The organism is Shewanella sp. 10N.286.52.E4 (assembly GCF_041468785.1).
GTDB classification, from domain to species: Bacteria; Pseudomonadota; Gammaproteobacteria; order Enterobacterales; family Shewanellaceae; genus Shewanella; species Shewanella electrodiphila.
Genome location: NZ_JBFRJJ010000013.1, coordinates 93,882 through 117,816, shown reverse-complemented (window position 1 = coordinate 117,816; position 23,935 = coordinate 93,882). Strand labels below are relative to the sequence as shown.

The following is a 23,935-nucleotide window of genomic DNA, read 5'->3' as shown; positions in this document are numbered from 1 at the left end:
CTACCTTAACTTAAGCGTTGCCAGTCCTAGCATCACTAGGAACAACGAAATAATCCAAAAGCGAACAATCACTCTTGGTTCTGGCCAACCTTTCAATTCGTAATGATGGTGAATTGGTGCCATTCTAAAAATACGCTGGCCGCGTAATTTGTATGAACCCACTTGTAAAATCACCGATACGGTTTCCATAACGAAAACGCCGCCCATAATCACTAATAACACTTCTTGGCGCACTAATACTGCAATGGCACCGAGTCCAGCGCCAAGTGCTAACGATCCGACATCGCCCATAAATACTTGCGCAGGGTAAGTGTTAAACCACAAAAATCCTAAACCCGCACCGACTATTGCTGTACAGACAATCACCAGCTCACCTGCATCAGGTAAATGCGGAATATGTAAGTAACTGGCAAACTGTGCATGCCCTGATAAATAGGCAATCAGTGCAAATGCCGCTGCAACCATGACTGTAGGCATAATTGCTAAACCATCAAGACCGTCGGTTAGATTTACCGCATTACTCGCACCCACTATGGTGAAATAAGCCAGTACGATATAAAGCAAACCTAATTGCGGCATGACATCTTTGAAAAACGGCACAACTAACTGTGTCTCACCAGGTAATGTCGCTGAACTGTACAAGTAAAATGCCACAGCCAAAGCGGCAATGGATTGCGATGCATATTTCCAACGCGCAATCAGACCTTTTGAATCTTTCTTAACCACTTTAAGGTAGTCATCAAGAAAACCAATACCGCCAAAGGTACCTAATACAAACAGCATCACAATGACATATCGATTGGATAAATCACCCCACAATAAAACACTGACAAAAATCCCTGCGAGTATCAGCAAACCACCCATTGTAGGGGTACCGCGTTTACTAAAATGAGATTCTGGGCCATCATTTCTGACGACTTGTCCTATTTGCAATAACTGCAATCGCTCAATCAGTTTTGGACCAAACCATAAACTAAAAATAAGACCTGTCATAAGCCCTAAAATGGCTCTTAAGGTCAGATAAGAAAATACATTAAACCCACTGTAAAACTGGGTTAAATACTCAGCTAAATAAGCCAGCATCTAAACAAACTCCCCGCGCCTATTGGCATTTAATAACTCTTCGATCACAGTTTCCATCGCTGCGCTTCGAGAACCTTTTACTAAAATAGTTACTTGATCCGGCAACTGATTTATCTTTTCCTTTAATGCTTGAGCAAGGGAGTCCGAGTCACTAAAGTGCTCAGAACCAAATGCTTTACTTGTCGATTCAGTCAGTTGACCACAACAGAACAGATCGTCAATCCCAGCTAGTTTGGCTTGTTCGCCAACCTCAAAATGCAAAAGGGCGCTATTGTCACCTAATTCGCCCAAATCTCCCAGCACTAAACACTTAAAACCTCGAGTTTGTTTTAACCAGCTAATCGCGGCATCAACAGACGTCGGGTTTGCGTTATAACTATCATCAACCAATAAAATACGACCCATTTTATGCGGCACCATACGACCTTTAACAGGTGTTAACGCACTTAACCCCGTCACAATGTCTGCGACAGGGATATTGAGTGCGATACAAATGGCGCTAGCGGCTAGTGCATTACTTACTTGATGCAAGCCAGCTAATGGAAGTTGTACTGGGTAAGATTGACCTAAAACCACTAATGAAAACTGATAACAGCCGCTATCGTCAGCAACAATATCAACCGCTTTAATATCAGCATTGACGTTTTCAGAAACTGAGAAGCTAAGTTGCTTAAATGCTGCCGCTTTAGTTGCCATAAAATCTGCAAAATCATCGTCAGCATTAATAATGGCTGTACCGTCTGGACTTAGGTGATTAAATATTTCTGATTTAGCTTGGGCTACACCTTCAATTGAACCAAAACCTTCAAGGTGAGCGCGGCCAACATTATTCACTAATGCCACCTGAGGCGTCACTAAAGATGAAGTATAATTAATTTCGCCCTGATGGTTAGCACCCAACTCAAACACACCAAATTCATGCTCTTGCGCTAATCTTAATAAGGTTAACGGCACCCCGATTTCATTATTAAAATTACCAGCAGTAAACAGCACTTTGTGATGCTGAGACAAAATTGTTGCGACGATTTCTTTCACGGTAGTTTTACCGTTAGAACCTGTTAGTGCTATCGAATATGGGTTCACTTGTTGGCGCACATAAGCACCGATAGCCCCCATCGCCTTTTGGCTGTTTTTGACAATTAGTTGAGGAATGTCGACATCCAGCTTATGTTCAACCAGTAATGCTTTAGCACCGTTTTCAATCGCTGTTGCAGCAAAACTATGGCCATCAAAGCGTAAACCTTTTAACGCAACAAAAAGGCTATTAGTGTGCATTTTTCGGCTGTCACTGGTGACGTCGTCAATAATAAGGTCAGTACCCACAAGTTGAGCATCAAGCTCATCAGCTAAGGTTGATAATCTAATATCAATCATCAAAGGCCTCCAGTGCTAACAAGAGGTTCATCTGAGGCTTCATTGCCACCTGTTAATTGCATCGCTAAAGCGCGTTCATCGTAATCAATTCTGCTACCAGCAACTTCTTGATATGTTTCATGACCTTTACCCGCTAATAAGACAATGTCGCCAGCTTTAGCTAATTGCGCCACGGATTTAATCGCATTAATTCTATCGACTTCAGTCAATGCTTGCTCTGGATGCGTTAATCCTGCAACCACATCATTGATAATACTCATCGGCTCTTCACTGCGGGCATTATCACTCGTCACCATCACTTTATCAGCAAATTGTTCAGCAGCTTGAGCCATCAAGGGGCGTTTGCCCGTATCGCGATCGCCACCACAACCAAACACGCACCATAAGGTGCCTTGGCAATGGATGCGCAGCGCTTTCAAAGCATGCTCGATGGCATCAGGAGTATGAGCATAGTCAACCACTAAGGTTGGGCCATTAGCTTGATTAAATCGCTCCATGCGTCCAGCTACAGGCGTTAAATGCGGCACTAATGAGAGTAACTCGGCCATCAAACCATCTTGGGTAGCTAAAATGTTGTCAGTACCTTGCAAATACAGTGCGCCCAGCGAAGCAACAAGATTTGATAGATTAAAGTCACCTAAAAGAGGCGAAGACAACTGATCTTTCAACATTGCTGAGCTACTGTCGTGGATATCTGCAGGATAATAAAAATCGCAGGTCACACCCGCATCATTGAAATGCATATTGTCAGTATAAAAACGCGCTAAAGGATGCTTTTTAAGGCTAAAGCCGAATATGTTGGTCGATTGCAGCGCTGTAAACCATTGTTCACCAACGTCATCATCAAGGTTCAGTAACCCATTTTTGATACAAGGGAAATTAAACAAGCGTTTTTTAGCAGCGCCATAAGCGTCCATGTCACCATGATAATCAAGGTGATCGCGGCTTAAATTAGTAAATACTGCAGTATTAAAAGGTACAGCTTCTACACGACCTTGCACTAAACCATGGCTAGAGACTTCTATCGCACAGGTGTTGACGGTTTGCTTCTGAAACTCGTGTAGTTGACGCACCAAGGTAATGGCATCTGCTGTAGTATTGCCACTATCAATCAAGCTTCCCCAAACACCATTGCCTAATGTGCCCATAACAGCCGCTTTTTGCTGTTTAAGGGTCACAAGCTGCGCAATAAGCTGACTCACTGAAGTCTTACCGTTAGTGCCAGTGACACCAATAATGGCCATTTCAGCGTTTTGTAACGGATATAGCTGTGCTGCCACTGCAGACAATTGACGGCTCAGTTGAAAAAAGGACACCAATACCGCGCCCGACTCATGGTAATTAACCTGACCATGCTCATCAGGATTGTCAGTATGAATTAATGCACCTAAAGCACCTTGCGCAATTGCTTTATTAATGAACTGGCGACCATCAACTTGATGACCTGGTAATGCCACAAATAAACAATCTTCACTAACGTCTCGGCTATCTAGAGTCATCGTTGAGACCGACTCACGGCCAGCATAATGAAACCAAGGGGCTAATAAATCACTAAGTAGCATTATTCTGCCCTCCTAGCGATTGCGGCCAGTTCAACTTTTTCTTTCTCATTTAACGGCTCAACATTGAGCATTTGTAATGCTCCAGACATAATTTTTGCAAACGCAGGGCCAGCAACATCACCACCATGATAACGATCGCCTTTTGGCTCGTTCACCACAATTGAAATCGCTAAACGCGGGTTATGTACCGGTGCTACACCCGCAAACAGTGAAACATAATCATCGCCATAACCACCTGCGATAGACTTACGGCTTGTACCTGTTTTACCTGCTATAGGGTAACCATCGATATGAGCTTGAGTGGCAGTGCCACCTCTTTCGGTGACGCCTAACATCATTTCCATGACATCTTTCGCCGTCTGCTCTGAAATCACTTGTTCACCACGAGGCGCTTGCTTTAGTTTTAAAATCGATACTGGGTACAGAACCCCGCCACTGCCTAAGGTTGCATACATTCTTGCTAACTGTAGTGGCGTTGCCGTAAGGCCATAACCATAAGATAAGGTTGCGCGTTCAAAATCAGACCAACGGCGGCGATCATGTATAAGACCAGCACTTTCACCAGCAAGGTTAATACCTGAGTAATTACCTAAGCCCATTGATTGGTAAGTGCCCAATAATTCTTGTACTGGCATTGATAACGAGACTTTACTGATGCCAACGTTACTGGATTTCACGAGGATCTTATCTAGAGTCATATTGCCGTAATTGATCGTATCGCGGACCTGTCGTCCACCTACACGCATCCAACCAGGAGAGGTATTAATTAATTCATCACGTTCAACCGTGCCCGCTTCTAATGCAGCTGCAACCACAAATGGCTTCACAGTCGAACCCGGCTCAAACGTATCGGTTAATGCACGATTACGCATACGATATGACTGTAAATTTTCACGTGAATTAGGGTTGTAAGATGGTGTATTGACCATCGCAAGCACTTCACCAGTAAGCACATCAAGTACCACCACTGAACCTGAGGTGGCTTGGTTAATTTCTGTTGTACGTTTAAGTTCACGATAGGCTAACTGTTGAATACGCTGATCAATGCTGAGCACTAAATCATTTGAACTTTCGCCTTCTTCAACAATATCTAGTCGTTGAACCACTTTACCATCGCGAGATTTACGCACCTTCTGCTTTGACGGTGTGCCTGTTAACCAGCTGTCATACGCATTTTCAATGCCTTCAATTCCCACGTCATCAATGTTAGTCAGGCCGACAAGCTGAGCAGCAGTTTCACCTGCAGGGTAATAACGGCGCGATTCAGACTTTAAATAAATACCGGAAATTTTTAATTGCTTAATGTATTCAGCAACTGCTGGAGTGACCTGGCGCTTCAGGTAGATAAAACGACGCTTGGGATCGCGCTGTACCTTACTCACAATTTTATCGACGGGTTCATGCAACACGTCAGCCAGAGCTTGCCAGCGGCGCATGTCTTTAAACGCATCTTTATCATGGGAAATTTTAGGATCAGCCCAAACGGCACGAACTGGCACGCTTACCGCTAACATTTCGCCATTACGATCAGTAATTAAGCCACGTTGAACCTGGTTACTACTGGTTCTTAAGGTACGCATATCACTTTCGTGACGTAATTTATCAGGTTCAATAATTTGAATATAAGCCGCTCGAGCAATCAACGCCGTAAATAGAAGCAACACAAAGCCAACCACAACGAATAATCGCCATGGAATTAGCTCTGGGTTTAACTTACGTTTGGCTTGTCTGCTCATAGTTATATTCGAGTCACTTACCCAACAATCCTTATTTAATGAAGTCTCTCACTCAATTTACTGCAACCGAATAACCACTTCTTCTTTTGGTAACGGTCGCACCATTTTTAAATCTTTAGTGGCAATCCTCGTCACACGGCTATGTTCTGACTTAGATTGCTCTTCTAACAACAAGTTACGCCATTCAATATCTAACCTATCGCGCTCTTGTAATAGATGGTCCATTTGTGAGGTTAATTTGCGCGTAGCATGGCTGGTATACACCACCCCAACTGCATTACTCAGTACAACTATCGACATTAATAAAATCCACTTATGTCGCCAGATATCGGCAAGCACAATACGTGATAATTTTATCGATGATTGCCCCAAGTTAACCCCATTTTGTTCTTTATATGGCCGAGTTAAACACCGTAAAATAGTGCTTAATGTTCAATTTTAATATTAGTAATCAAGACGCTGCGCAACACGTAACACCGAACTACGTGAACGTGGATTTTGCTCAATTTCAATATCCGAAGGCTTCATGGCCTTACCGATTGCTTTCAGTTTTCTTGATTTATTGATTTCAGCTTCAGTGATAGGCAGGCCATGTGGCACGCTCTCACCTTGGCTATTCTTACGAATGAAACGTTTCACCATTCTGTCTTCTAACGAATGGAAGCTGATCACTGATAAACGTCCTTCTGGCGCTAATACAGAAACAGCACCTTCTAGTGCTTGTTCAATCTGCTCCAGCTCGCTATTGATATAAATACGAATAGCTTGGAACACTCGCGTAGCAGGATGTTTATTACGCTCTTTATTTTTAGTAATTCGCGCAATTAAATCGGCTAAATCTTTAGTTCTTAAAAACGGTGTTTCATCACGATCTGCAGCAATACAACGGGCAATATGGCGAGAGTTTTTCTCTTCACCATAGGTTCTAAAGACCCATGCCATATCTTCAATTTCTGCTTTGGCAATCCACTGCGCTGCCGTTTGACCTTGGCTATTATCCATACGCATATCTAATGGGCCATCACGTAGGAAACTAAAGCCACGCTCAGCATCATCTAATTGAGGTGATGACACACCTAAATCAAGTAACACACCATCAATTTTGCCTTTAAGGCCAAGCTCAGTAACGTAATCCGCTAACTGGCCAAATCCACCATGAACAATTTGAAAACGTGGATCGTCAGCAAACTGTTTCGCAGCTTCAATCGCTTGCGGATCGCGATCAATTGCTATTAAACGACCGTTTTCACCGAGTTGACTCAGCACATGCCTAGAATGACCACCACGTCCAAAAGTGCCATCGATATAGATGCCATCTTCATGGATATTCAAACCATCAACGGTTTCTTTCAGTAGTACAGATAAATGGGCAAATTCTTGGCTCATCAGACTCTTCTTAATTGGTTATTTATAATGAAAAATTCGCTAATCTTTCATGGCTAGCGAGATCTTCAGCTTGGATCAACTCATGGCTTTCATCCATTTGTACCTGCCAAGCTGCTTCATCCCACAATTCAAACTTATTCAATAAGCCCACCAGCATGGTTTTCTTTTGTAACCCTGCATACTGTCTTAAAGCTGGAGGAACGAGCGCACGTCCATTGCCATCTAACTCACATTCATGAGCGTGGCCTAGTAATCTTCGTTTCATGGAACGTTCAACTTTGTCGGTGTCAGATAGTTGCAGTAATTTCGCCTCTATCAACTCCCACTCGTGGATCGGATAGATCAATAAACAATGTGATTGGATATCTACCGTGATAACAACAATGCCTTCGTGCTCGGCGCGCAAGGATTCTCGGTATCGCATTGGAATAGCGATCCGACCTTTTGCATCCATATTTATCGCACTAGCACCCCGAAACACTGCCATCGATTCCTATTAATTGTTATTAAAATTCCCACAAATATCCACAATTCCCCACAACCCTTAAGTTTAGGGATACAACACAAGTATTGTCAAGGGATGAGAACATTAATTAAATCCAGTTCTGAAGCGGGTTAGCAGCAAATTATAATTAGGTTGTTTCAGGTGGAGAAAAGTGGCTTTTAGGCGGGTAAATGAACGAAACCATAGACATAACAGCATTCATATCAGTAATAAATGTGGGGAATATGATCTAAATTGTGACTATTTTCATATAAAAATAACAATAGGGATCGATCTCAGCAGATTTATTTATTAATAAATATCCATCCAATGTGTGATAGGTCACTTTTAACGTATAAATTGTGCCAGTCATTTAAGGTTGACTGCCAAATTGTTATTAACAACTAGACTGTGGCTTTTGTCGGGCTGTTACTAAGCGTACTATACTAAAATAGATTAAATAATAATCAGCAATGGCCGATATAAAGTTAACAGCCAGTCCGTGTCAGTAAAACAACTATCGCAATAAGGAGGTCAACATGAGTTTAGATAGCATATATGCCATTGTCGCTAGGCCACCTAGACAAGTTGACGGTGTGAAAAGAAAGGTAAACAAAGTTGGTAATAGTGACTCTATTGCTGCTGACAGTCATGAAGATCCACAATCACAACTGCCCGCAGATAATCCATCAGTGAAAAAACAGTCCACAAAAGCACAATTAGCTCGAGAGCAATCTATTCAAGAGCACCCTACTCATGAGCAATCTGCTCAAGATGCTGATTCCCCTTATATCAAGCACATTGATATCGAAGTTTAGCCATACTCCCTTAATTGATATCATTAATCTTATGCTGACATGGTTTGTTTCACTGCCTTTTTCCACCCCAAATAAAGTTGCTCTCGGGTAGAGGATGGCATTTGAGCGCTAAATTGTTTATCCGTCACAGCGATATTTTTAAGCTCATCAGTTGATTGCCAAAACCCAACCGCCAAACCCGCTAAAAATGCGGCGCCCATTGCGGTAGTTTCAGTCACTTGGGGACGGATAACATCAACATCACTAATATCAGCCTGAAACTGCATCAAAAAATCATTGGCCACAGCGCCGCCATCGACTCTGATTTGTTTCAGTGCGACACCCGAATCTTGGCTCATCGCTTCAAGTAAATCCTTACTTTGATACGCTATTGCCTCTAATGCCGCACGTATAATATGACTTCGATTAACGCCTCGGGTTAATCCAACAATGGCCCCTCGGGCATCGGCATCCCAATATGGTGCACCTAGCCCAACAAAAGCGGGCACTAAATACACCCCATTAGTATCCGAGACTTTATTAGCAAAGTACTCTGTATCTTGTGCGTCTTGAATTAAGCCCATTTCATCCCGCAACCACTGAATAACCGCGCCGCCCATAAAGACAGCACCTTCCAAAGCGTAATTCACCGATAAATCAGCACCAATACCAATCGTAGTTAATAAGCCATGGGTCGACGTAACAGCTTTGTCGCCAGTATTCATCAGTAAGAAACAGCCAGTACCATAAGTATTTTTTGCCATACCAGGCTCAAAACACAGCTGACCAAATAAAGCAGATTGCTGATCGCCTGCCATACCAGCCACGGCAATCTCGCCACCCGCAATACTCGTTGTACCGTAAACCGCACACGATGGTTTCACTTCAGGTAACATTGCACGGGGAATACCAAAGGCATTTAACAGTTTTTCATCCCATTGCTGCTGATGAATATTGAATAGCATGGTACGAGATGCATTTGTTGGCTCAGTGACATGGACTTTTCCTTTGGTGAGTTTCCACACCAACCAAGTATCAATTGTGCCAAACAATAAATCTCCCGCTTCAGCCTGTTCCCGCGCGCCTTCAACATTGTCTAATAGCCACTTAATTTTACTGGCCGAAAAATAAGGATCTAACACTAGGCCTGTTGATGACTTAATATCATCTTCTAAGCCATCAGCTTTAAATTGCTGACAAATGGCTTGGCTACGACGACATTGCCACACAATGGCATTGTGAATAGGTTTACCCGTGTGCTTGTTCCACACAACTGTCGTTTCGCGCTGATTAGTAATCCCAATAGCCGCAACATCATCACCACTGATCCCTGCCCTTGCGAGTACTTCAATTAATGATGAACTTTGTGAAGACCAGATTTCCATTGGATCATGCTCAACCCAGCCTGCTTGAGGATATATTTGAGTAAACTCACGCTGAGATACTGCCACCATATTGGCTTTATGATCGAAAACAATGGCTCTTGAACTGGTGGTACCTTGATCGAGCGCGATAACATATTTCTTTGAATTCATTTTTTGCCTTTCAATACCGAAGGTGCATTGTAATTAATGCTAGCACCATGTTCACTTCATCATAATAAGTTAAGACGGATATCGACTAATCACAAGTCACTTGTAACAAGGCGATTAATAATGTGATGAATTCAACACTCCATAATAAGTAACTAACCACACAACTCAGCATACGACTCACCATACAACTCAGCATAGAATGCGGAATCTAGCGCAATAAAAAGCCCCGCAATTGCGAGGCTTTAAATGAATCTAGCGTATTGGGCTAACTCATTACATTTTGTAGCTAAGTTGAATACCCGCTAACCACACAACTCAGCATGCAACTCAGCATGCAACTCAGCATAGAATGCGGAATCTAGCGCAATAAAAAGCCCCGCAATTGCGAGGCTTTAAATGAATCTAGCGTAATGGGCTAACTCATTACATTTTGTAGCTAAGTTGAATACCCGCTAACCATACGTCAGCTTCAACATCGCCGCTGTAGTTAACCGACGCTAAACCCAATAAATCTTGTGTTTCATTGATTGGCGCATCACCGATACCTTTAAGGTAAGTCACAGCAAAATCAACGGTTAGGTTTTTAGTCGCTTGGTAGCCTGCACCCGCACTGAACCATAAGCGGTCAGAATCAGGAATCGTTGTCGAACGGTATTCGTCTTGAGCAGCGCCTTTATCTAAAGCCATACCACCACGCACTAACCACTTGTCGTTAAGTTGATAAGTCGTGCCTAAAGCAAAGCGCCAGTTGTCTTTAAAGTTTTCTTCTTTAACTAAATCAGAATCAAGGTCGCCAGTCGGCTTGTTTTCGCCAGGGAAATAAGCCACTAACTCTTCAAAAACGCTCCACTGAGTCCAGTTAACACTGGCGTGCATTGCCCAGTTGTCAGTGAACTGATGATGAGAAGCTAACTCAGCAAAAGCAGGTAGCTCAATCGGTAAGTAACCTTCGATGTAAACGTCTTGGCCGCCATCATAAAGTAAACCTGAAGCCTCGCCATCAAGTTCTAACTCAACACCGCTATGATAAGCAAAACCGACACGGTGAGTTTCGTTAATCTGCCAGCTAGTACCTAATTGCCAGCCAAACGCGATATCATCACCTTCCATGTATTTAAGGCTTGCACCAGCATCAGGCAACATTGGCGCTAAATCTGGCACAGCTTGCTTAACACCATCAATCCAACCTGGCATTGATGCGCCAACATGACCTTCGCCATATACAACACGTAAACCTGCACCGACACTGAATGCTTCACTGATTTTGTAAGCAATGTTCGGGTTGAATTCAACAGTGGTAATACCGGTTTCTGAACCAAAAATTGCTGCTGCATGGTTAGCATCTAATTCTGTTGCTAATCCATAATTAGAGTTCACAGCTAAACCCCAAGTCCACTGATCATTCAGCTGATTTGAGTAATAAAAATTTGGCACTACAGCGTTACCAGCAATATCGATAGCATCTGCTGGCACCATAACAGGAGCGTCACCTAATAATGGAGAAGAAATACTGACATCACCCATCACATCAACATTTGGCATCACGTAAATCGCACCACCAGAAAGCTGACGACCTTCAAGGTACGTTAGCATTGCAGGGTTTCTTGCTTGAGCCGCAGCATTATCAGCCATAGCAGCTTCACCAGCAAAAGCACGACCTAAACCAGTCGAAGAATATTCAGCTAACTGGAATCCAGCAGCATTCACTTGAGTCGTTGCCCCGAAAAGCATGGCACTAACGGCCACAGTCAATATTGTCTTTTTCATTATTAGTCTCTGTTTATAGCAAATCTTATGTTTGCCTAATCTCTTACATCATTAGAGCAATTGCTCAATTTGAAATCGCGGCAAGTTTACTGATGCAGAATAAATTTACAACCAAAAGCCTTAAAACAGAGTAAATAACTACATTTTGATAATTAAGAAACATTTTAAGTGACGTGTATCACACAATTTTTAATGAAAATGATGCGTTTTCAAAAAATTATTCGCTAAGCTTGGTACGATACAAAAACAAAACAATAGTTAAACTGTTATTTTTCATATGGATATAAAGTTAAAAATGTAAAACACTGGTTCGCTTAAACTGCCAGTGAATTCAGCTAAGCTTTTAACAAAAGACACCAATACAAATATTAAACCTTTAAATACAGTAAGATAAAGTACAACTATTTTATGATACCAATAAAAAAGCCTCGACTGATAGCAGTAGAGGCTTTGTCCAATATAATCTTGGTACACGTGTACGCTCAATATTCCATTTTATAATGGAATGACTTTTAAAAGCGTATTTAAGTCATAAAACTAACCACGCCAAGCTGGAATAGCGGCTTCATATTCAGTAATTGCTTGAGCATATTCAAGCGTTAAGCCAATCGCATCTAATCCATTTAATAGTTTATGTCTTGCTGATTCTGCAATAGTGAAACTAAACACACTGCCTGACGGTGAAGTCACAGTGAGTGATTCTAAGTTCACCGTAATCTCCGCACCTTCACTCGCCTCCACTTCAGCCATGAGCTGATTAACTTGCTCATGGGTAAGTTTGACAGGCAACAAACCATTGTTGATTGAATTACCGTAAAAAATATCCGCAAATGTCGGTGCAATAACCACTCGTAAACCGAAATCTGCTAATGCCCATGGCGCATGTTCACGACTCGAGCCACAACCAAAGTTTTCTTGTGCTAAAAGGACTGACGCACCTTTATAGCGAGGTAAATTCAGCGAAAATGTTGGGTTATCTTGCTCACCCGCTTCATCTAAATAACGCCAGTCATGGAATAAATGCACTCCAAAACCGTCGCGAGTCACTTTCGATAAAAACTGCTTAGGAATAATTTGATCGGTATCGATGTTGGCACTATCAATAGCAACCGCTAAGCCTGTGTGTTCTGTAAAAGCTTGCATCTGTTTGTCCTTTTGCTTGACCGTTAGTAAGGCTTACGAATATCAACAAAGTGACCAGCAATAGCAGCTGCGGCTGCCATAGCTGGGCTCACTAAGTGAGTTCGACTACCACGGCCTTGTCGACCTTCGAAGTTACGATTACTGGTTGATGCGCAGCGATCGCCCGCTTCTAAACGGTCATCATTCATTGCTAAACACATTGAGCAGCCCGGTAAGCGCCATTCAAACCCTGCTTCTAGGAACACTTTATCTAAGCCTTCAGCTTCAGCTTGTAGCTTAACTTGACCAGAGCCCGGCACCACAATCGCCACAACGCCATCAGCAACCTTGCGATCTTTTGCATGATAAGCAGCAGCACGTAAATCCTCGATACGGGAGTTAGTACACGATCCGATAAACACCTTATTAATTGGAATATCGACCATTTTAGTCCCTGACGTTAGGCCAATGTACTTTAGTGCTTTTTCCATACTGCCACGTACAGTGGCATTAGACTCTGTGGCTGGGTTTGGCACTTCTGCATCAATAGGCACGACTTGGCCTGGGTTAGTACCCCAAGTTAATTGCGGGGCAATATCTGCAGCTTCCAATACAACTTCAGCATCAAACTGAGCACCTGCATCTGTTTTCAGTGCAGTCCAATCTTTTACGGCTTGTTCCCAGTCATCACCTTTAGGTGAAAACTCACGGCCTTCAAGATAATCAAACGTGGTTTGATCGGGTGCAACCATACCCGCTTTAGCGCCCATTTCGATGGCCATGTTACATAAGGTCATGCGGCCTTCCATTGATAAAGCTTCAATGGCTTCACCACAAAACTCGACAACATAGCCTGTGCCGCCATCCATGCCTAAGCGACCAATGATAGCGAGTACGATGTCTTTAGCAGTAATCCCTTCGGTTACATTGCCACGTACTTCCACTTTCATGGTTTTCGCTTTAAGTTGACGCAGGGTTTGCGTGGCTAATACATGTTCAACTTCAGAGGTACCAATACCAAATGCTAATGCCCCAAAAGCACCATGGGTTGCGGTATGAGAATCACCACACACAATGACTGTACCCGGCAAGGTAATCCCAAGTTCTGGGCCCATCACATGGACAATACCTTGGTTTGGATGGTGAATATCGTAAAGCTTGACGCCAAACTCTTTACAGTTTTGCGCTAAGGTTTCCACTTGAATACGCGCCATTGGGCTCATGGCATCTAAGCTTGCGCTCAAGGTAGAGATATTATGATCCATAGTCGCAAAGGTTTTTTCTGGCGCACGTAGTTTTCTACCCGCCGTTTTCAACCCACTAAAAGCTTGTGGTGACGTCACCTCATGTACCAAATGACGATCCACATAAATAATCGGCGCTTCTGCTTCTGGCGAAGCTAACACATGAGCATCCCATACTTTTTCATATAAGGTTTGCGCTGAAACTTGATTGGCCATTAGACACCTTCCTTAACAGCATTTGCGATAAAGTTGCCCATTTCTGAGGTCGATTTCGCATTGTGACGCTCATCGCTACTTAATAACTCACCGGTCAAATACCCTGCCGACAATGCTTTACTCACCGCACGTTCAATTGCACTAGCTGCATCTTCAAGTTTTAAACTGTGACGAAGTAACAATGCCGCCGATAAAATTTGCGCCACAGGGTTTGCAATACCTTGTCCTGCGATATCAGGTGCACTGCCACCAGCAGGCTCATACATACCAAAACCTGAACTGTTTAAACTGGCTGATGACAATAAGCCCATAGAGCCGGTTAACATGGCAATTTCATCTGAAATGATGTCGCCAAATAAGTTTGAACATAACATCACGTCAAATTCATTCGGACGACGTAATAACTGCATTGTCGCGTTATCAATGTAGATATGCTCAAGCTCAACATCAGGAAAATCTTTCGCCACGCCTTCAACCACTTCACGCCATAGCACTGAACACGCAAGTACATTGGCTTTATCTACCGAAGTGACTTTTTTACTGCGACCTTGGGCGGCTTCAAATGCAATACGTGCAATACGTTCGATTTCACGGCGGCTGTAACGCATAGTATCGAAGGCTTCTTCATCAGCGCCTTCACCCTGGCGCCCTTTTGGCTTACCAAAATAAATACCGCCAGTTAATTCACGTACACAAAGCACATCAAACCCGCGAGATGAAATATCGCTGCGCAGCGGAGACATATGCTCAAGGCCTGCATGCAGTTTGGCTGGGCGTAAATTACAGAATAAATCAAAGTGACCACGTAATGGTAAAAGTGCGCCACGTTCAGGCTGATCGTTTGGTGCTAAATGCTCCCACTTAGGACCACCGACACTACCAAACAATACTGCGTCAGAAGCTTCACACCCCTTAAGGGTCGAATCAGGCAGCGGACAACCATGGTTATCAATGGCGATACCACCGACATCGTACTCAGCATATTCAATGTCTAGTTCAAATCTGGCTTCAACTTCTTTTAACACCTTACGTGCTTCAGCCATAACTTCTGGACCAATACCATCACCTGCTAATACTGCTACTTGATAACTCATACTCCACCTAACTCCCTATCTTTATGAATCTGTTGTTTATAATTGGCGACCTTATCTGCGCGGTATGTCAAATTCATCACATGCACTAATGCTTGTGCTGAAGACTCAACCACATCTGTCGCTAGACCAACACCGTGGAATGTCTGCTTATTGTACTCAGCAGTTATATCCACTTGACCTAATGCATTTTGGCCTTCGCCTTTTGCACCTAATTTGTAATTAGTAATATTGATGGTGCGACCAGTAGCGCGAGCTATCGCGTTATACGCCGCATCAACTGGACCGTTACCGGTCGCAGCCTCTGTAATTTCTTTACCATCCACGATGATGCGAACCGTTGCCGTTGCGACACCTTCTGTCGAATCTGAATGCACCATTAGGTGCTCTAATGAATAGTTATCATCGTCTTGAGATTGCGCTTCCATAAACACCAATGCTTCAAGATCGTAATCAAACACTTGGCCTTTTTTATCTGCCAAGTTTAAAAACTGTTCGTACAAGGTATCCATATCGTAATCAGTTGCCTTGTAGCCCATTTCTTCCATACGGTGCTTAATCACGTGACGGCCTGAACGAGAGGTCATGTTTAAGTTATTACGATTTAAACCAATGCTTTCTGGCGTCATAATCTCGTAGGTATTTTTCGCTTTAAGCATGCCATCTTGGTGAATACCTGAAGAATGAGAGAATGCATTGGTGCCCACCACCGCTTTATTAGCTTGGATTGGCATATTACATAACTGACTGACAAGCGATGAGGTGCGGTGGATTTCTTTTGCATTGATATTGCTTTCAAGCCCTAGCAAATTCTTGCGCGTAGCAAGGATCATCGCGATTTCTTCTAATGAACAGTTACCTGCACGCTCACCAATACCGTTAACAGTACATTCAATTTGACGTGCGCCGTGTTCAACGGCAGTAATCGAGTTAGCAACCGATAAACCTAAGTCATCATGACAATGCACTGAGATAACCGCTTGGTCGATATTTGGGACACGGTTGAATAAAGTTTGAATGATGCCACCAAACTCACTTGGTACTGTGTAGCCCACAGTGTCAGGAATATTAATCGTGCGCGCGCCTGCTTTAATTGCTTGCTCTACCATGCGGCACAAGTTATCAATTGGTGTACGTCCAGCATCTTCACAAGAAAACTCAACATCATCAGTAAAACGGCGCGCATATTTAACCGCGCTCACGGCCATTTCTAGTACATCATCAAAAGAGCGCTTTAATTTGCTCTCTACGTGAATCGTTGAAGTTGAAATAAAGGTGTGAATACGGAACTGATCTGCAACAGACATTGCTTGCGCTGCAGCATCGATATCTTTTTCTAATGCACGGGACAAAGCACACACGCGGCTATTTTTAATTGTCTTCGCAATAGTTTGTACCGACTGGAAATCACCAGGTGATGAAACAGGAAAACCGACTTCCATAACATCAACACCTAAACGTTCAAGCGCCAGTGCGATTTGCAGTTTTTCTTTGACCGTTAAACTCGCTGCTAACGCCTGCTCGCCGTCTCTCAATGTAGTATCAAATATTATGACTCTATTGGACATCAGTTTTCTCCATCGAACCTATTGTTCAAGTAAAAGTTTGTTCGCTTAGCTAACGATTTAATCCCATCTTTCTGGTCGTGCTTAAATCCAATTCGTTAGCTGTATTTGTTCGTTCAATTTGTTGCTTTAATTGGTCTGTTTTTAAAATCAATCGGTTCTAGAAACAAAAAACCCCGCGGCTGTTAGCGCGGGGTTTGTGAATGCCAGTAAACTTATTTAGCAAGTAACACAAAGGACTCCGCGCAAATATTGCGTAAGAGAAGAAGGAGACCTAGGAGAATGTTACCACTATAAATATTCATTAAAGTTAACTAATTATTCTTAAATTAAATTTTTCTATACCCACTTTTTAACGTGACCAGCCTGCTGTGTCAACCCCAATTTATTCATCTTTTTACCATTGGTTAAGAGAATACCTTAGGTTTGCTTAGCATAAATGGAGTAAAACCAATCTTTTTGAACACAACAACTAAGCGTAAAGCTTGATATACAGTGATTTAAGCATTTATTTTTACTCAGTTTTACATTGAAAAACAACCAAGTTAGCAACGGATAAAATTTGCATAAAAAAATTGAACAAGCATCCATCATTTTGATTATATAAAATATGAAATAAACTTAATCTGATTGCTATTACTGTAAGTCACAAGAAAGAATTTTTAGAAGTGAGTATCGTTCGAGAATTAAAACATTGGTTCAGGAGTGACAACGCAGCCTTTAGTGTTCTTTAAAGGGTTCATTTTATGGAAGGACATTAGCAAAGGCACCATAAAAGGCGAAAGGACTAGTTCTCAATCAGGTATTGACTGATTTCATCTAAAAACGCATTACCGAAACGGCTTAATTTACGTTCACCGACACCATTGACCGCCAACATCTCGCCAGCACTGGTCGGCACCATGGCCGACATTTCGGCTAAGGTTGCGTCATTAAACACCAAGTAAGGTGGCACATCATGTTCTTCAGCTAACTCACGACGCAGTAACTTAAGACGAGCAAACAATTTGCGATCATATTGTTGTGGTGCACGTGATGAACTCGAACGGCGCTTGGTGGTCACTAACTGAATACGTGGCTCAGCTAGCTGCAAAGTCACATCGCCTCTTAATACTGGTCTTGCTGACTCGTTTAACTTAACCGATGAACCTCGAGTGATATCTTGGCTAGCCAGTCCACGATGAATGAGCTGACGAGTAACCGATAACCAATATTCATGACTATGCTCTTTGCCAATGCCCCAAGTCGATAACTTATTATGACCTCGGTCCATCACATTCGCGGCTTTTGAGCCGCGCAGTACATCAATCACCTGATTAACACCAAAGTGTTGATTAAGTCTAAAGATACAAGAAAGGACTTTCTTTGCATCTTCAGTACCGTCATAGCGCTTTGGCGGATCAATACAAACGTCACAGTTACCGCAAGGCTTATCTGCGCTTTCGTCAAAGTAATGCAATAACACTTGGCGACGACAAGTTTGCGCTTCAGCAAAAGCCGCCATGGTATTCATTTTATGAAACTCAACATCTTGCTGTGGCCCTGGCTCTGATTGCTCAATCAGATGTTTTACTCGGCCAATATCTGCCGGGTCAAACAACATATACGCTTCGGCATCTAAGCCATCACGCCCAGCACGGCCGGTTTCTTGATAGTAAGATTCGACACTTTTGGGAATATCGTAATGCACCACAAAGCGAACATTGGACTTGTTAATCCCCATACCAAACGCAACCGTTGCGACCACAATGTCAATTTTGTCTTTTAAAAACTTATCCTGAATATCAATGCGCTCTTCTTGAGTCATGCCCGCATGATATGCCGCAGCACTAAAACCTTGCAGTTTTAGCCTGTCAGCGACTTCGTCGACTCGGCGACGACTACTGCAGTAAATGATGCCATTACTGCCTTTTTGCAATTGTAAAAATTGCTTAAGTTGATTGGCAGCATTGAGTTTTTCAACCACGGTATATCGAATATTCGGTCTATCAAAGCTCGATAAAAGACAAAACGGCTGAATTTGCAGGCGCTGACAAATGCTGTCTCGGGTCGCTTGATCTGCGGTGGCCGTTAGTGCCATCAAAGGAATATAAGGAAATATCTGTTTTAACTGCCCAAGTGCGGCGTACTCAGGTCTAAAGTCATGTCCCCACTGGCTGATACAATGCGCTTCATCAATAGCAAATAATGACACATTGAGTTCATGTAAGCGCTCGATAAAGTCAGGTCTTAATAAACGCTCAGGAGAGACATAGAGTAATTTAATTTCGCCTTGATGAAGACGACGTAAAATAGCCACGGTTTCATCGCGCGGAAGAGAAGAGTTCAAATAAGCGGCTGCAACGCCCGATTGCGTTAAGCTATCAACTTGATCTTTCATCAAGGAAATCAAAGGAGAAACAACAACAGTTAAACCCGGAAGAATTAATGCTGGCAGCTGGTAGCACATACTCTTGCCGCCACCCGTAGGCATAATCACCAAGGTATCTTGACCACTTAGTGTCTGCTCAATAATCTCTCGTTGCCCTTCGCGAAAATCACGGTAACCAAAAATTTGTTGTAACTGATGCCCAAGCACATCCTGCGACTCATGTTGAGAATCAGCGGGGGCAATGTCGATTTGATCTATCGCTTGGCTTGAGCTTGAACTGGAAATAGGGCTATCCATCTATTGGGCTGCAGATAAGAAGCATCATTTTAAAGCACTGCAGTGCAGATGTCTCGACTCAATATGATTAAGCCAGCTTTAACTGCTCAAATATGCATCATTGATTTTATAAAGCTAATTAAGTTAGATTAAATACTCTAGGGTCTATTGATCTTTCAAGGTTGTTTTTACAGCGAGTTGTTGGCCATTCTATGCATCAAGGTCGCAAGGCAGAGACTTTGTAGTGTAGTTATTCTACATAATAAGTCGATACCGCAGTAAAAATAACCAACAAACGCTGCCCGAAGGGTTCGACTAAAAGCGTTTTACTCTTTGTTGGATAAATTTTGCTTAGATGACTAGGCATCAATTCATCCGCCTCGATTAAAACGCTTTTATTTCGAACAAAATTCAACCAGAAAAGTTCAATAGACCCTAGCTAATTAAAAGCATGTTTTTACAGATAAAATAACAATAAAAAGGCTATCTATGACCACGGAAGTTCAATTAAATGCCCTAAAACAAGTGGCTGAAATTTTTGATAAGCATGTGCCATTTCATAATCTTTTAGGATTAGACATTAAACGCTACGACACTGAGGGTGTTGAAGTTGTCATTCGAATGAAGCCTGAACTCATCGGCAATATACATCAAAATATTCTCCATGGCGGTGTCACAGCCACCTTGCTCGATGTGGTTGGCGGGTTAACCGCATTTGCTGGGTTAGTTTCAAGTCGAGAAGATTGGACAATAGAGCAATTAGAAAAACGCTTAACCACCTTAGGTACCATCGACATGCGTGTAGACTTTTTACGCCCTGGTCGCGGTGAAGTATTCACAGGCACAGGTTGTGTTATTCGCTCAGGAAACCGCGTTTCAGTATGCCGTATGGAACTGCATAACGAAGAAGGCACCCATTTAGCATTTGGCACGGGCACTTATATGGTCGGCTAATGTGATGGTTTAATATAAGGAACTAGGCGCTAATATGATGAACTTGGGTAATATTGCACTAGTTCATCACGTACCTGAGAGACATCATGAAACAAATGATTACGCTAATAACTTGAGTGATCATCCCGAGCAACCTACAATCGCCCTTTCTTTATTTCCGCGCAGTTGGTTTCCATGCAAGATCTTGAACACCGTAAAGGCATTGCCCTTGCCATTTGTGCCTATTTCCTTTGGGGAATTGCGCCGCTTTATTTTAAATTATTAAGCGATGTGTCTGCATTTGAAACTTTGGCTCACCGTGTTGTGTGGTCATTTTTCTTTATCATTATCTTAATGCAGTTTATCGGTGGATTTTCGCGCCTGAAACTCGTTCTGAAACAGCCCAAACAACTGCTGGTGTTAACCGTAACCTCGGTACTGATTGCTGTTAACTGGCTGATTTTTATTTGGGCGATAAATAATGACCACATGCTAGATGCCAGTTTAGGCTATTTTATTAACCCATTATTCAATGTGTTACTTGGCATGGTGTTCTTATCTGAGCGACTTAGAAAACTGCAATGGGTGGCTGTGGCGCTAGCCAGTATTGGAGTGCTGATCCAACTTATCTCGTTTGGTTCAATTCCGCTGGTATCACTGGCTTTAGCCTGTTCTTTTGGTTTTTATGGCTTATTGCGTAAAAAGGTCAACATTGATGCAAAAACCGGTTTGCTGGTTGAAACTGCGATTTTGTTGCCTGTGGCGTTAGGCTATTTAATGCTGACATTAGATACGGCAACAGCAAACATCTTTACCAATGTTCTGACGATGAACTTAACCCTTATCGCAGCCGGTATTGTCACCACTGTGCCACTCCTGTGTTTTGCAGGGGCTGCAATGCGTATTCCATTATCCATGCTGGGCTTCTTCCAATATATCGGCCCAAGTATCATGTTTGTGCTGGCGATATTCTTATACAACGAACCCTTTGATATTGAAAAAGGCATTACCTTCGGCTTTATTTGGAGTGCACTGCTGATCTTTACCACTGACATGGCACTGCAACGCAGACGACGTTTAAAGCAGACTTAATCTTAATCTAGCAACGCAGTGATGCTAGCCATTGCTGCTTGCGGATTTTCCACTGACAATAATAGCGAATACCCTTTGTCAGTTGGCACAAGCAGCACACCTTCAATAGTTGTTACCGATACTAAGGCTTTATCGCCGTTTTTAAGCGTAAACCAACCTAAAGAGTATCCAGTCAGACCCAATCCATTAGTTCGTCTACTAGGGGTGAATTGAGGCGCTTGTGATAGGTTTATTAACTGCGCTTGCTGCAAATCCACCTCGCCCGCCTCAAAGTGTTGACCATATAATGGAATATTCACCTCAACAGCACCCGACTGACTTACCGATACCCTTGACTGGCTCGATTGATACATGGTGACCGAAAACAAAGCGAAAACTGCAATAATGATCCCTAAGCTTGAATAAAACGCCGCACTCGGCAATTTTTTTACTTTGAGCAAAATCGTTAACAGCACTAAGCCAATTAACAAGCCAATAAAATTCGCCATGGCATTACTAGAGAGTCCTGCAAGTTCAATATTCATTATTATTCCAAAGGCTTATAAGTGCTAATAGCGAGCTGATAGTTTTGTCGAGCATAACAAAAATGCCACCCATGTATGACCATGAAGTGGCATTTATTACGTCAAATTTGTTAGGTTTATAAATCTAACGCTAAAATTTTTGATTTACGCTGAAAGTTATAAAGCTGTTTTTTCACATTCGGCAAAGCATCAACTTCAACGATATTAAAGCCATGTTCTAAGAACCAATGAATACTACGCGTGGTTAATGCAAATAAGCGTGAATAACCGCGCACTCTCGCCTGACCAATAATGTTATTCAATAACACACTGCCACGATCCGCATCGCGATAATCAGGGTGCACCACTAAACATGCAAACTCACCGGCATTGTCTTCTTCAAAAGGATACAAAGCCGCACAACCAATCACTAAACTGTCACGCTCAATCAGCATGAACTGTTCAATTTCCATTTCAAGTTGCTCACGTGACCGACGCACCAAAATACCTTGCTCTTCTAATGGGCGGATTAAATCCAATACCCCACCGATATCGCCAATGTTAGCCCGCCTTAAACGTTCAGCACTTTCAGTAACAATTTGGGTACCAATACCTTCACGAGAGAACAGCTCTTGCAGTAAGGTACCATCTTCAAGATAACTAACTAAGTGACAACGCGGAACGCCGTTTCTGCAAGCATCAATACTGGCCTTTAAGAACGCCATAGTCCCCACACAAGCTTGCCCAGCTTGATTCATCTCATCCCAAATGGTTTGCGCACCATTTGGCATAAGCTCAGCAATCACTTCACCAGCTTGATCTAAAATACCGTGGGTGCTACTAAAGCCGATAATCTTGTCTGCTTTCAATTTTATCGCAACTTTGGTGGCAACCTCTTCCGCTGTTAAATTAAAGCACTCACCAGTCACTGAGACCGCCATAGGGCCCATCAACACAATACAGTTGTTATTCAACTGACGCTCAAGTCCTTGGGTATCAATACGACGAACTTTACCCGTTAGGCAAAAATCAACACCATCATCGATACCTAGAGGCTGTGCGATAACAAAGTTGCCACTGACTAAGTTAATTTGCGCATTTTGCATCGGCGTATTGCCAAGGCTCATTGATAACCGAGCGGTAATATCAAACTGCACCGCACCCGCGACTTGTTTAATGACCTTTAGCGAGTCTTCATCAGTAATACGAACGCCGTTGTGATAACTAGGTTCAATGTTTGCGTCATGAAGCGCTGCATCAATCTGCGGCCTAGCGCCATACACCAGTACCACTTTAATGCCTAATGAATGCAGCAGCGCAACATCGTTTAAAATACTGCGGAACTGGTTATGTAATAGCGCTTCACCGCCTAACATGACAACAAAGGTTTTACCCCTATGTACGTTGACATACGGCGCAGAATGACGGAAGCCATCAACAAGTTCTGTGGTTCTCAAAGGCACATTAACCCCTAACAAGTAAACTAATCGGTTTCATTAGCGAATTCGCCAACAATATAATTAATCAATAATATTGCATTTAAATTCACTTTAAAAGCATTATGTTGGTCTATCTAAGACTTTTTATTCTTTTATGAGTGAATACTTATTGATTACGGCTAACAATTTACTGCTCAATCATCTCCACTCTATTCAAACAAGTCTCATTTGCTTTGTTTAAACACATCAACAATAGCAACAGAATAAGGCGACCATTCGTCAGTGTTAACACATTTTTGCACACACTATTCAAACGAAGGGCACACCGTATGATTTATGACTCTAGTCAAACAGTGCAC

At 42.6% G+C, this 23,935-nt stretch carries 19 protein-coding genes; 3 read left to right on the top strand and 16 right to left on the bottom strand.

The window, feature by feature from the left end; genetic code table 11:
• The 7 genes from mraY to mraZ form a co-directional block, all read right to left on the bottom strand.
• Positions 1-1,083 (bottom strand): phospho-N-acetylmuramoyl-pentapeptide-transferase, encoded by a 1,083-nt coding sequence (gene mraY, locus AB4153_RS07330; RefSeq protein WP_102526850.1) that lies wholly within the window; start codon positions 1,081-1,083, stop codon positions 1-3.
• Positions 1,084-2,457, bottom strand: coding sequence for a UDP-N-acetylmuramoyl-tripeptide--D-alanyl-D-alanine ligase (gene murF, locus AB4153_RS07325; RefSeq protein WP_371996877.1), 1,374 nt, complete (start codon positions 2,455-2,457; stop codon positions 1,084-1,086).
• Positions 2,457-4,022 (bottom strand): UDP-N-acetylmuramoyl-L-alanyl-D-glutamate--2,6-diaminopimelate ligase, encoded by a 1,566-nt coding sequence (murE, locus tag AB4153_RS07320; protein WP_371996881.1) that lies wholly within the window; start codon positions 4,020-4,022, stop codon positions 2,457-2,459. The genes murF and murE overlap by 1 nt, the downstream gene beginning before the upstream one ends.
• Positions 4,019-5,755: a penicillin-binding protein 2 gene (locus AB4153_RS07315; RefSeq protein WP_102526847.1), complete on the bottom strand. Its 1,737-nt coding sequence runs from the start codon at positions 5,753-5,755 to the stop codon at positions 4,019-4,021. The genes murE and AB4153_RS07315 overlap by 4 nt, the downstream gene beginning before the upstream one ends.
• A gap of 57 nt (positions 5,756-5,812) precedes the next feature.
• Complete coding sequence (ftsL, locus tag AB4153_RS07310) at positions 5,813-6,127, bottom strand: cell division protein FtsL (protein WP_102526846.1); 315 nt, start codon at positions 6,125-6,127, stop codon at positions 5,813-5,815.
• Between the two features lie 72 nt (positions 6,128-6,199).
• Positions 6,200-7,141, bottom strand: coding sequence for a 16S rRNA (cytosine(1402)-N(4))-methyltransferase RsmH (rsmH, locus tag AB4153_RS07305; protein WP_102526845.1), 942 nt, complete (start codon positions 7,139-7,141; stop codon positions 6,200-6,202).
• Between the two features lie 22 nt (positions 7,142-7,163).
• A complete protein-coding gene (gene mraZ, locus AB4153_RS07300) occupies positions 7,164-7,622 on the bottom strand; it encodes a division/cell wall cluster transcriptional repressor MraZ (RefSeq protein ID WP_102526873.1) in 459 nt (152 codons plus the stop codon).
• A gap of 542 nt (positions 7,623-8,164) precedes the next feature.
• On the opposite strand from mraZ, the gene AB4153_RS07295 reads away from it, so the two are divergent.
• Positions 8,165-8,443 carry a hypothetical protein gene (locus AB4153_RS07295; protein WP_102526844.1) on the top strand — a complete coding sequence of 93 codons (279 nt, stop codon included), beginning with the start codon at positions 8,165-8,167 and terminating at the stop codon, positions 8,441-8,443.
• A 29-nt stretch (positions 8,444-8,472) separates the two neighbouring features.
• On the opposite strand, the gene glpK is transcribed toward AB4153_RS07295, so the two are convergent.
• The 7 genes from glpK to recQ all read right to left on the bottom strand — a co-directional run bounded on the left by glpK (position 8,473) and on the right by recQ (position 19,630).
• Positions 8,473-9,957: a glycerol kinase GlpK gene (gene glpK / locus AB4153_RS07290; RefSeq protein WP_371996876.1), complete on the bottom strand. Its 1,485-nt coding sequence runs from the start codon at positions 9,955-9,957 to the stop codon at positions 8,473-8,475.
• 423 nt (positions 9,958-10,380) lie between these two features.
• Positions 10,381-11,724 carry an outer membrane protein transport protein gene (locus AB4153_RS07285; RefSeq protein ID WP_303517237.1) on the bottom strand — a complete coding sequence of 448 codons (1,344 nt, stop codon included), beginning with the start codon at positions 11,722-11,724 and terminating at the stop codon, positions 10,381-10,383.
• A 537-nt stretch (positions 11,725-12,261) separates the two neighbouring features.
• Positions 12,262-12,867 carry a 3-isopropylmalate dehydratase small subunit gene (gene leuD / locus AB4153_RS07280; RefSeq protein ID WP_102526841.1) on the bottom strand — a complete coding sequence of 202 codons (606 nt, stop codon included), beginning with the start codon at positions 12,865-12,867 and terminating at the stop codon, positions 12,262-12,264.
• 23 nt (positions 12,868-12,890) lie between these two features.
• Entirely contained in the window at positions 12,891-14,306 is a 1,416-nt protein-coding gene (gene leuC, locus AB4153_RS07275; RefSeq protein WP_102526840.1) for a 3-isopropylmalate dehydratase large subunit, read from the bottom strand.
• Positions 14,306-15,400 (bottom strand): 3-isopropylmalate dehydrogenase, encoded by a 1,095-nt coding sequence (gene leuB, locus AB4153_RS07270; RefSeq protein WP_371996875.1) that lies wholly within the window; start codon positions 15,398-15,400, stop codon positions 14,306-14,308. The genes leuC and leuB overlap by 1 nt, the downstream gene beginning before the upstream one ends.
• Positions 15,397-16,965, bottom strand: coding sequence for a 2-isopropylmalate synthase (gene leuA, locus AB4153_RS07265; protein ID WP_102526838.1), 1,569 nt, complete (start codon positions 16,963-16,965; stop codon positions 15,397-15,399). The genes leuB and leuA overlap by 4 nt, the downstream gene beginning before the upstream one ends.
• 784 nt (positions 16,966-17,749) lie before the next feature.
• Positions 17,750-19,630: a DNA helicase RecQ gene (gene recQ, locus AB4153_RS07260; protein ID WP_102526837.1), complete on the bottom strand. Its 1,881-nt coding sequence runs from the start codon at positions 19,628-19,630 to the stop codon at positions 17,750-17,752.
• A 468-nt stretch (positions 19,631-20,098) separates the two neighbouring features.
• On the opposite strand from recQ, the gene AB4153_RS07255 reads away from it, so the two are divergent.
• Together AB4153_RS07255 and rarD are read left to right on the top strand one after the other, a co-directional pair.
• Positions 20,099-20,563: a thioesterase family protein gene (locus AB4153_RS07255; protein ID WP_102526836.1), complete on the top strand. Its 465-nt coding sequence runs from the start codon at positions 20,099-20,101 to the stop codon at positions 20,561-20,563.
• Positions 20,564-20,737: 174 nt separating this feature from the next.
• Complete coding sequence (gene rarD / locus AB4153_RS07250) at positions 20,738-21,634, top strand: EamA family transporter RarD (RefSeq protein ID WP_371996872.1); 897 nt, start codon at positions 20,738-20,740, stop codon at positions 21,632-21,634.
• Positions 21,635-21,636: 2 nt separating this feature from the next.
• On the opposite strand, the gene AB4153_RS07245 is transcribed toward rarD, so the two are convergent.
• Together AB4153_RS07245 and argA are read right to left on the bottom strand one after the other, a co-directional pair.
• A complete protein-coding gene (locus tag AB4153_RS07245) occupies positions 21,637-22,158 on the bottom strand; it encodes a PH domain-containing protein (protein ID WP_371996871.1) in 522 nt (173 codons plus the stop codon).
• A gap of 116 nt (positions 22,159-22,274) precedes the next feature.
• Complete coding sequence (argA, locus tag AB4153_RS07240) at positions 22,275-23,594, bottom strand: amino-acid N-acetyltransferase (protein WP_102526872.1); 1,320 nt, start codon at positions 23,592-23,594, stop codon at positions 22,275-22,277.
• Between the last annotated feature and the right edge of the window lie 341 nt (positions 23,595-23,935).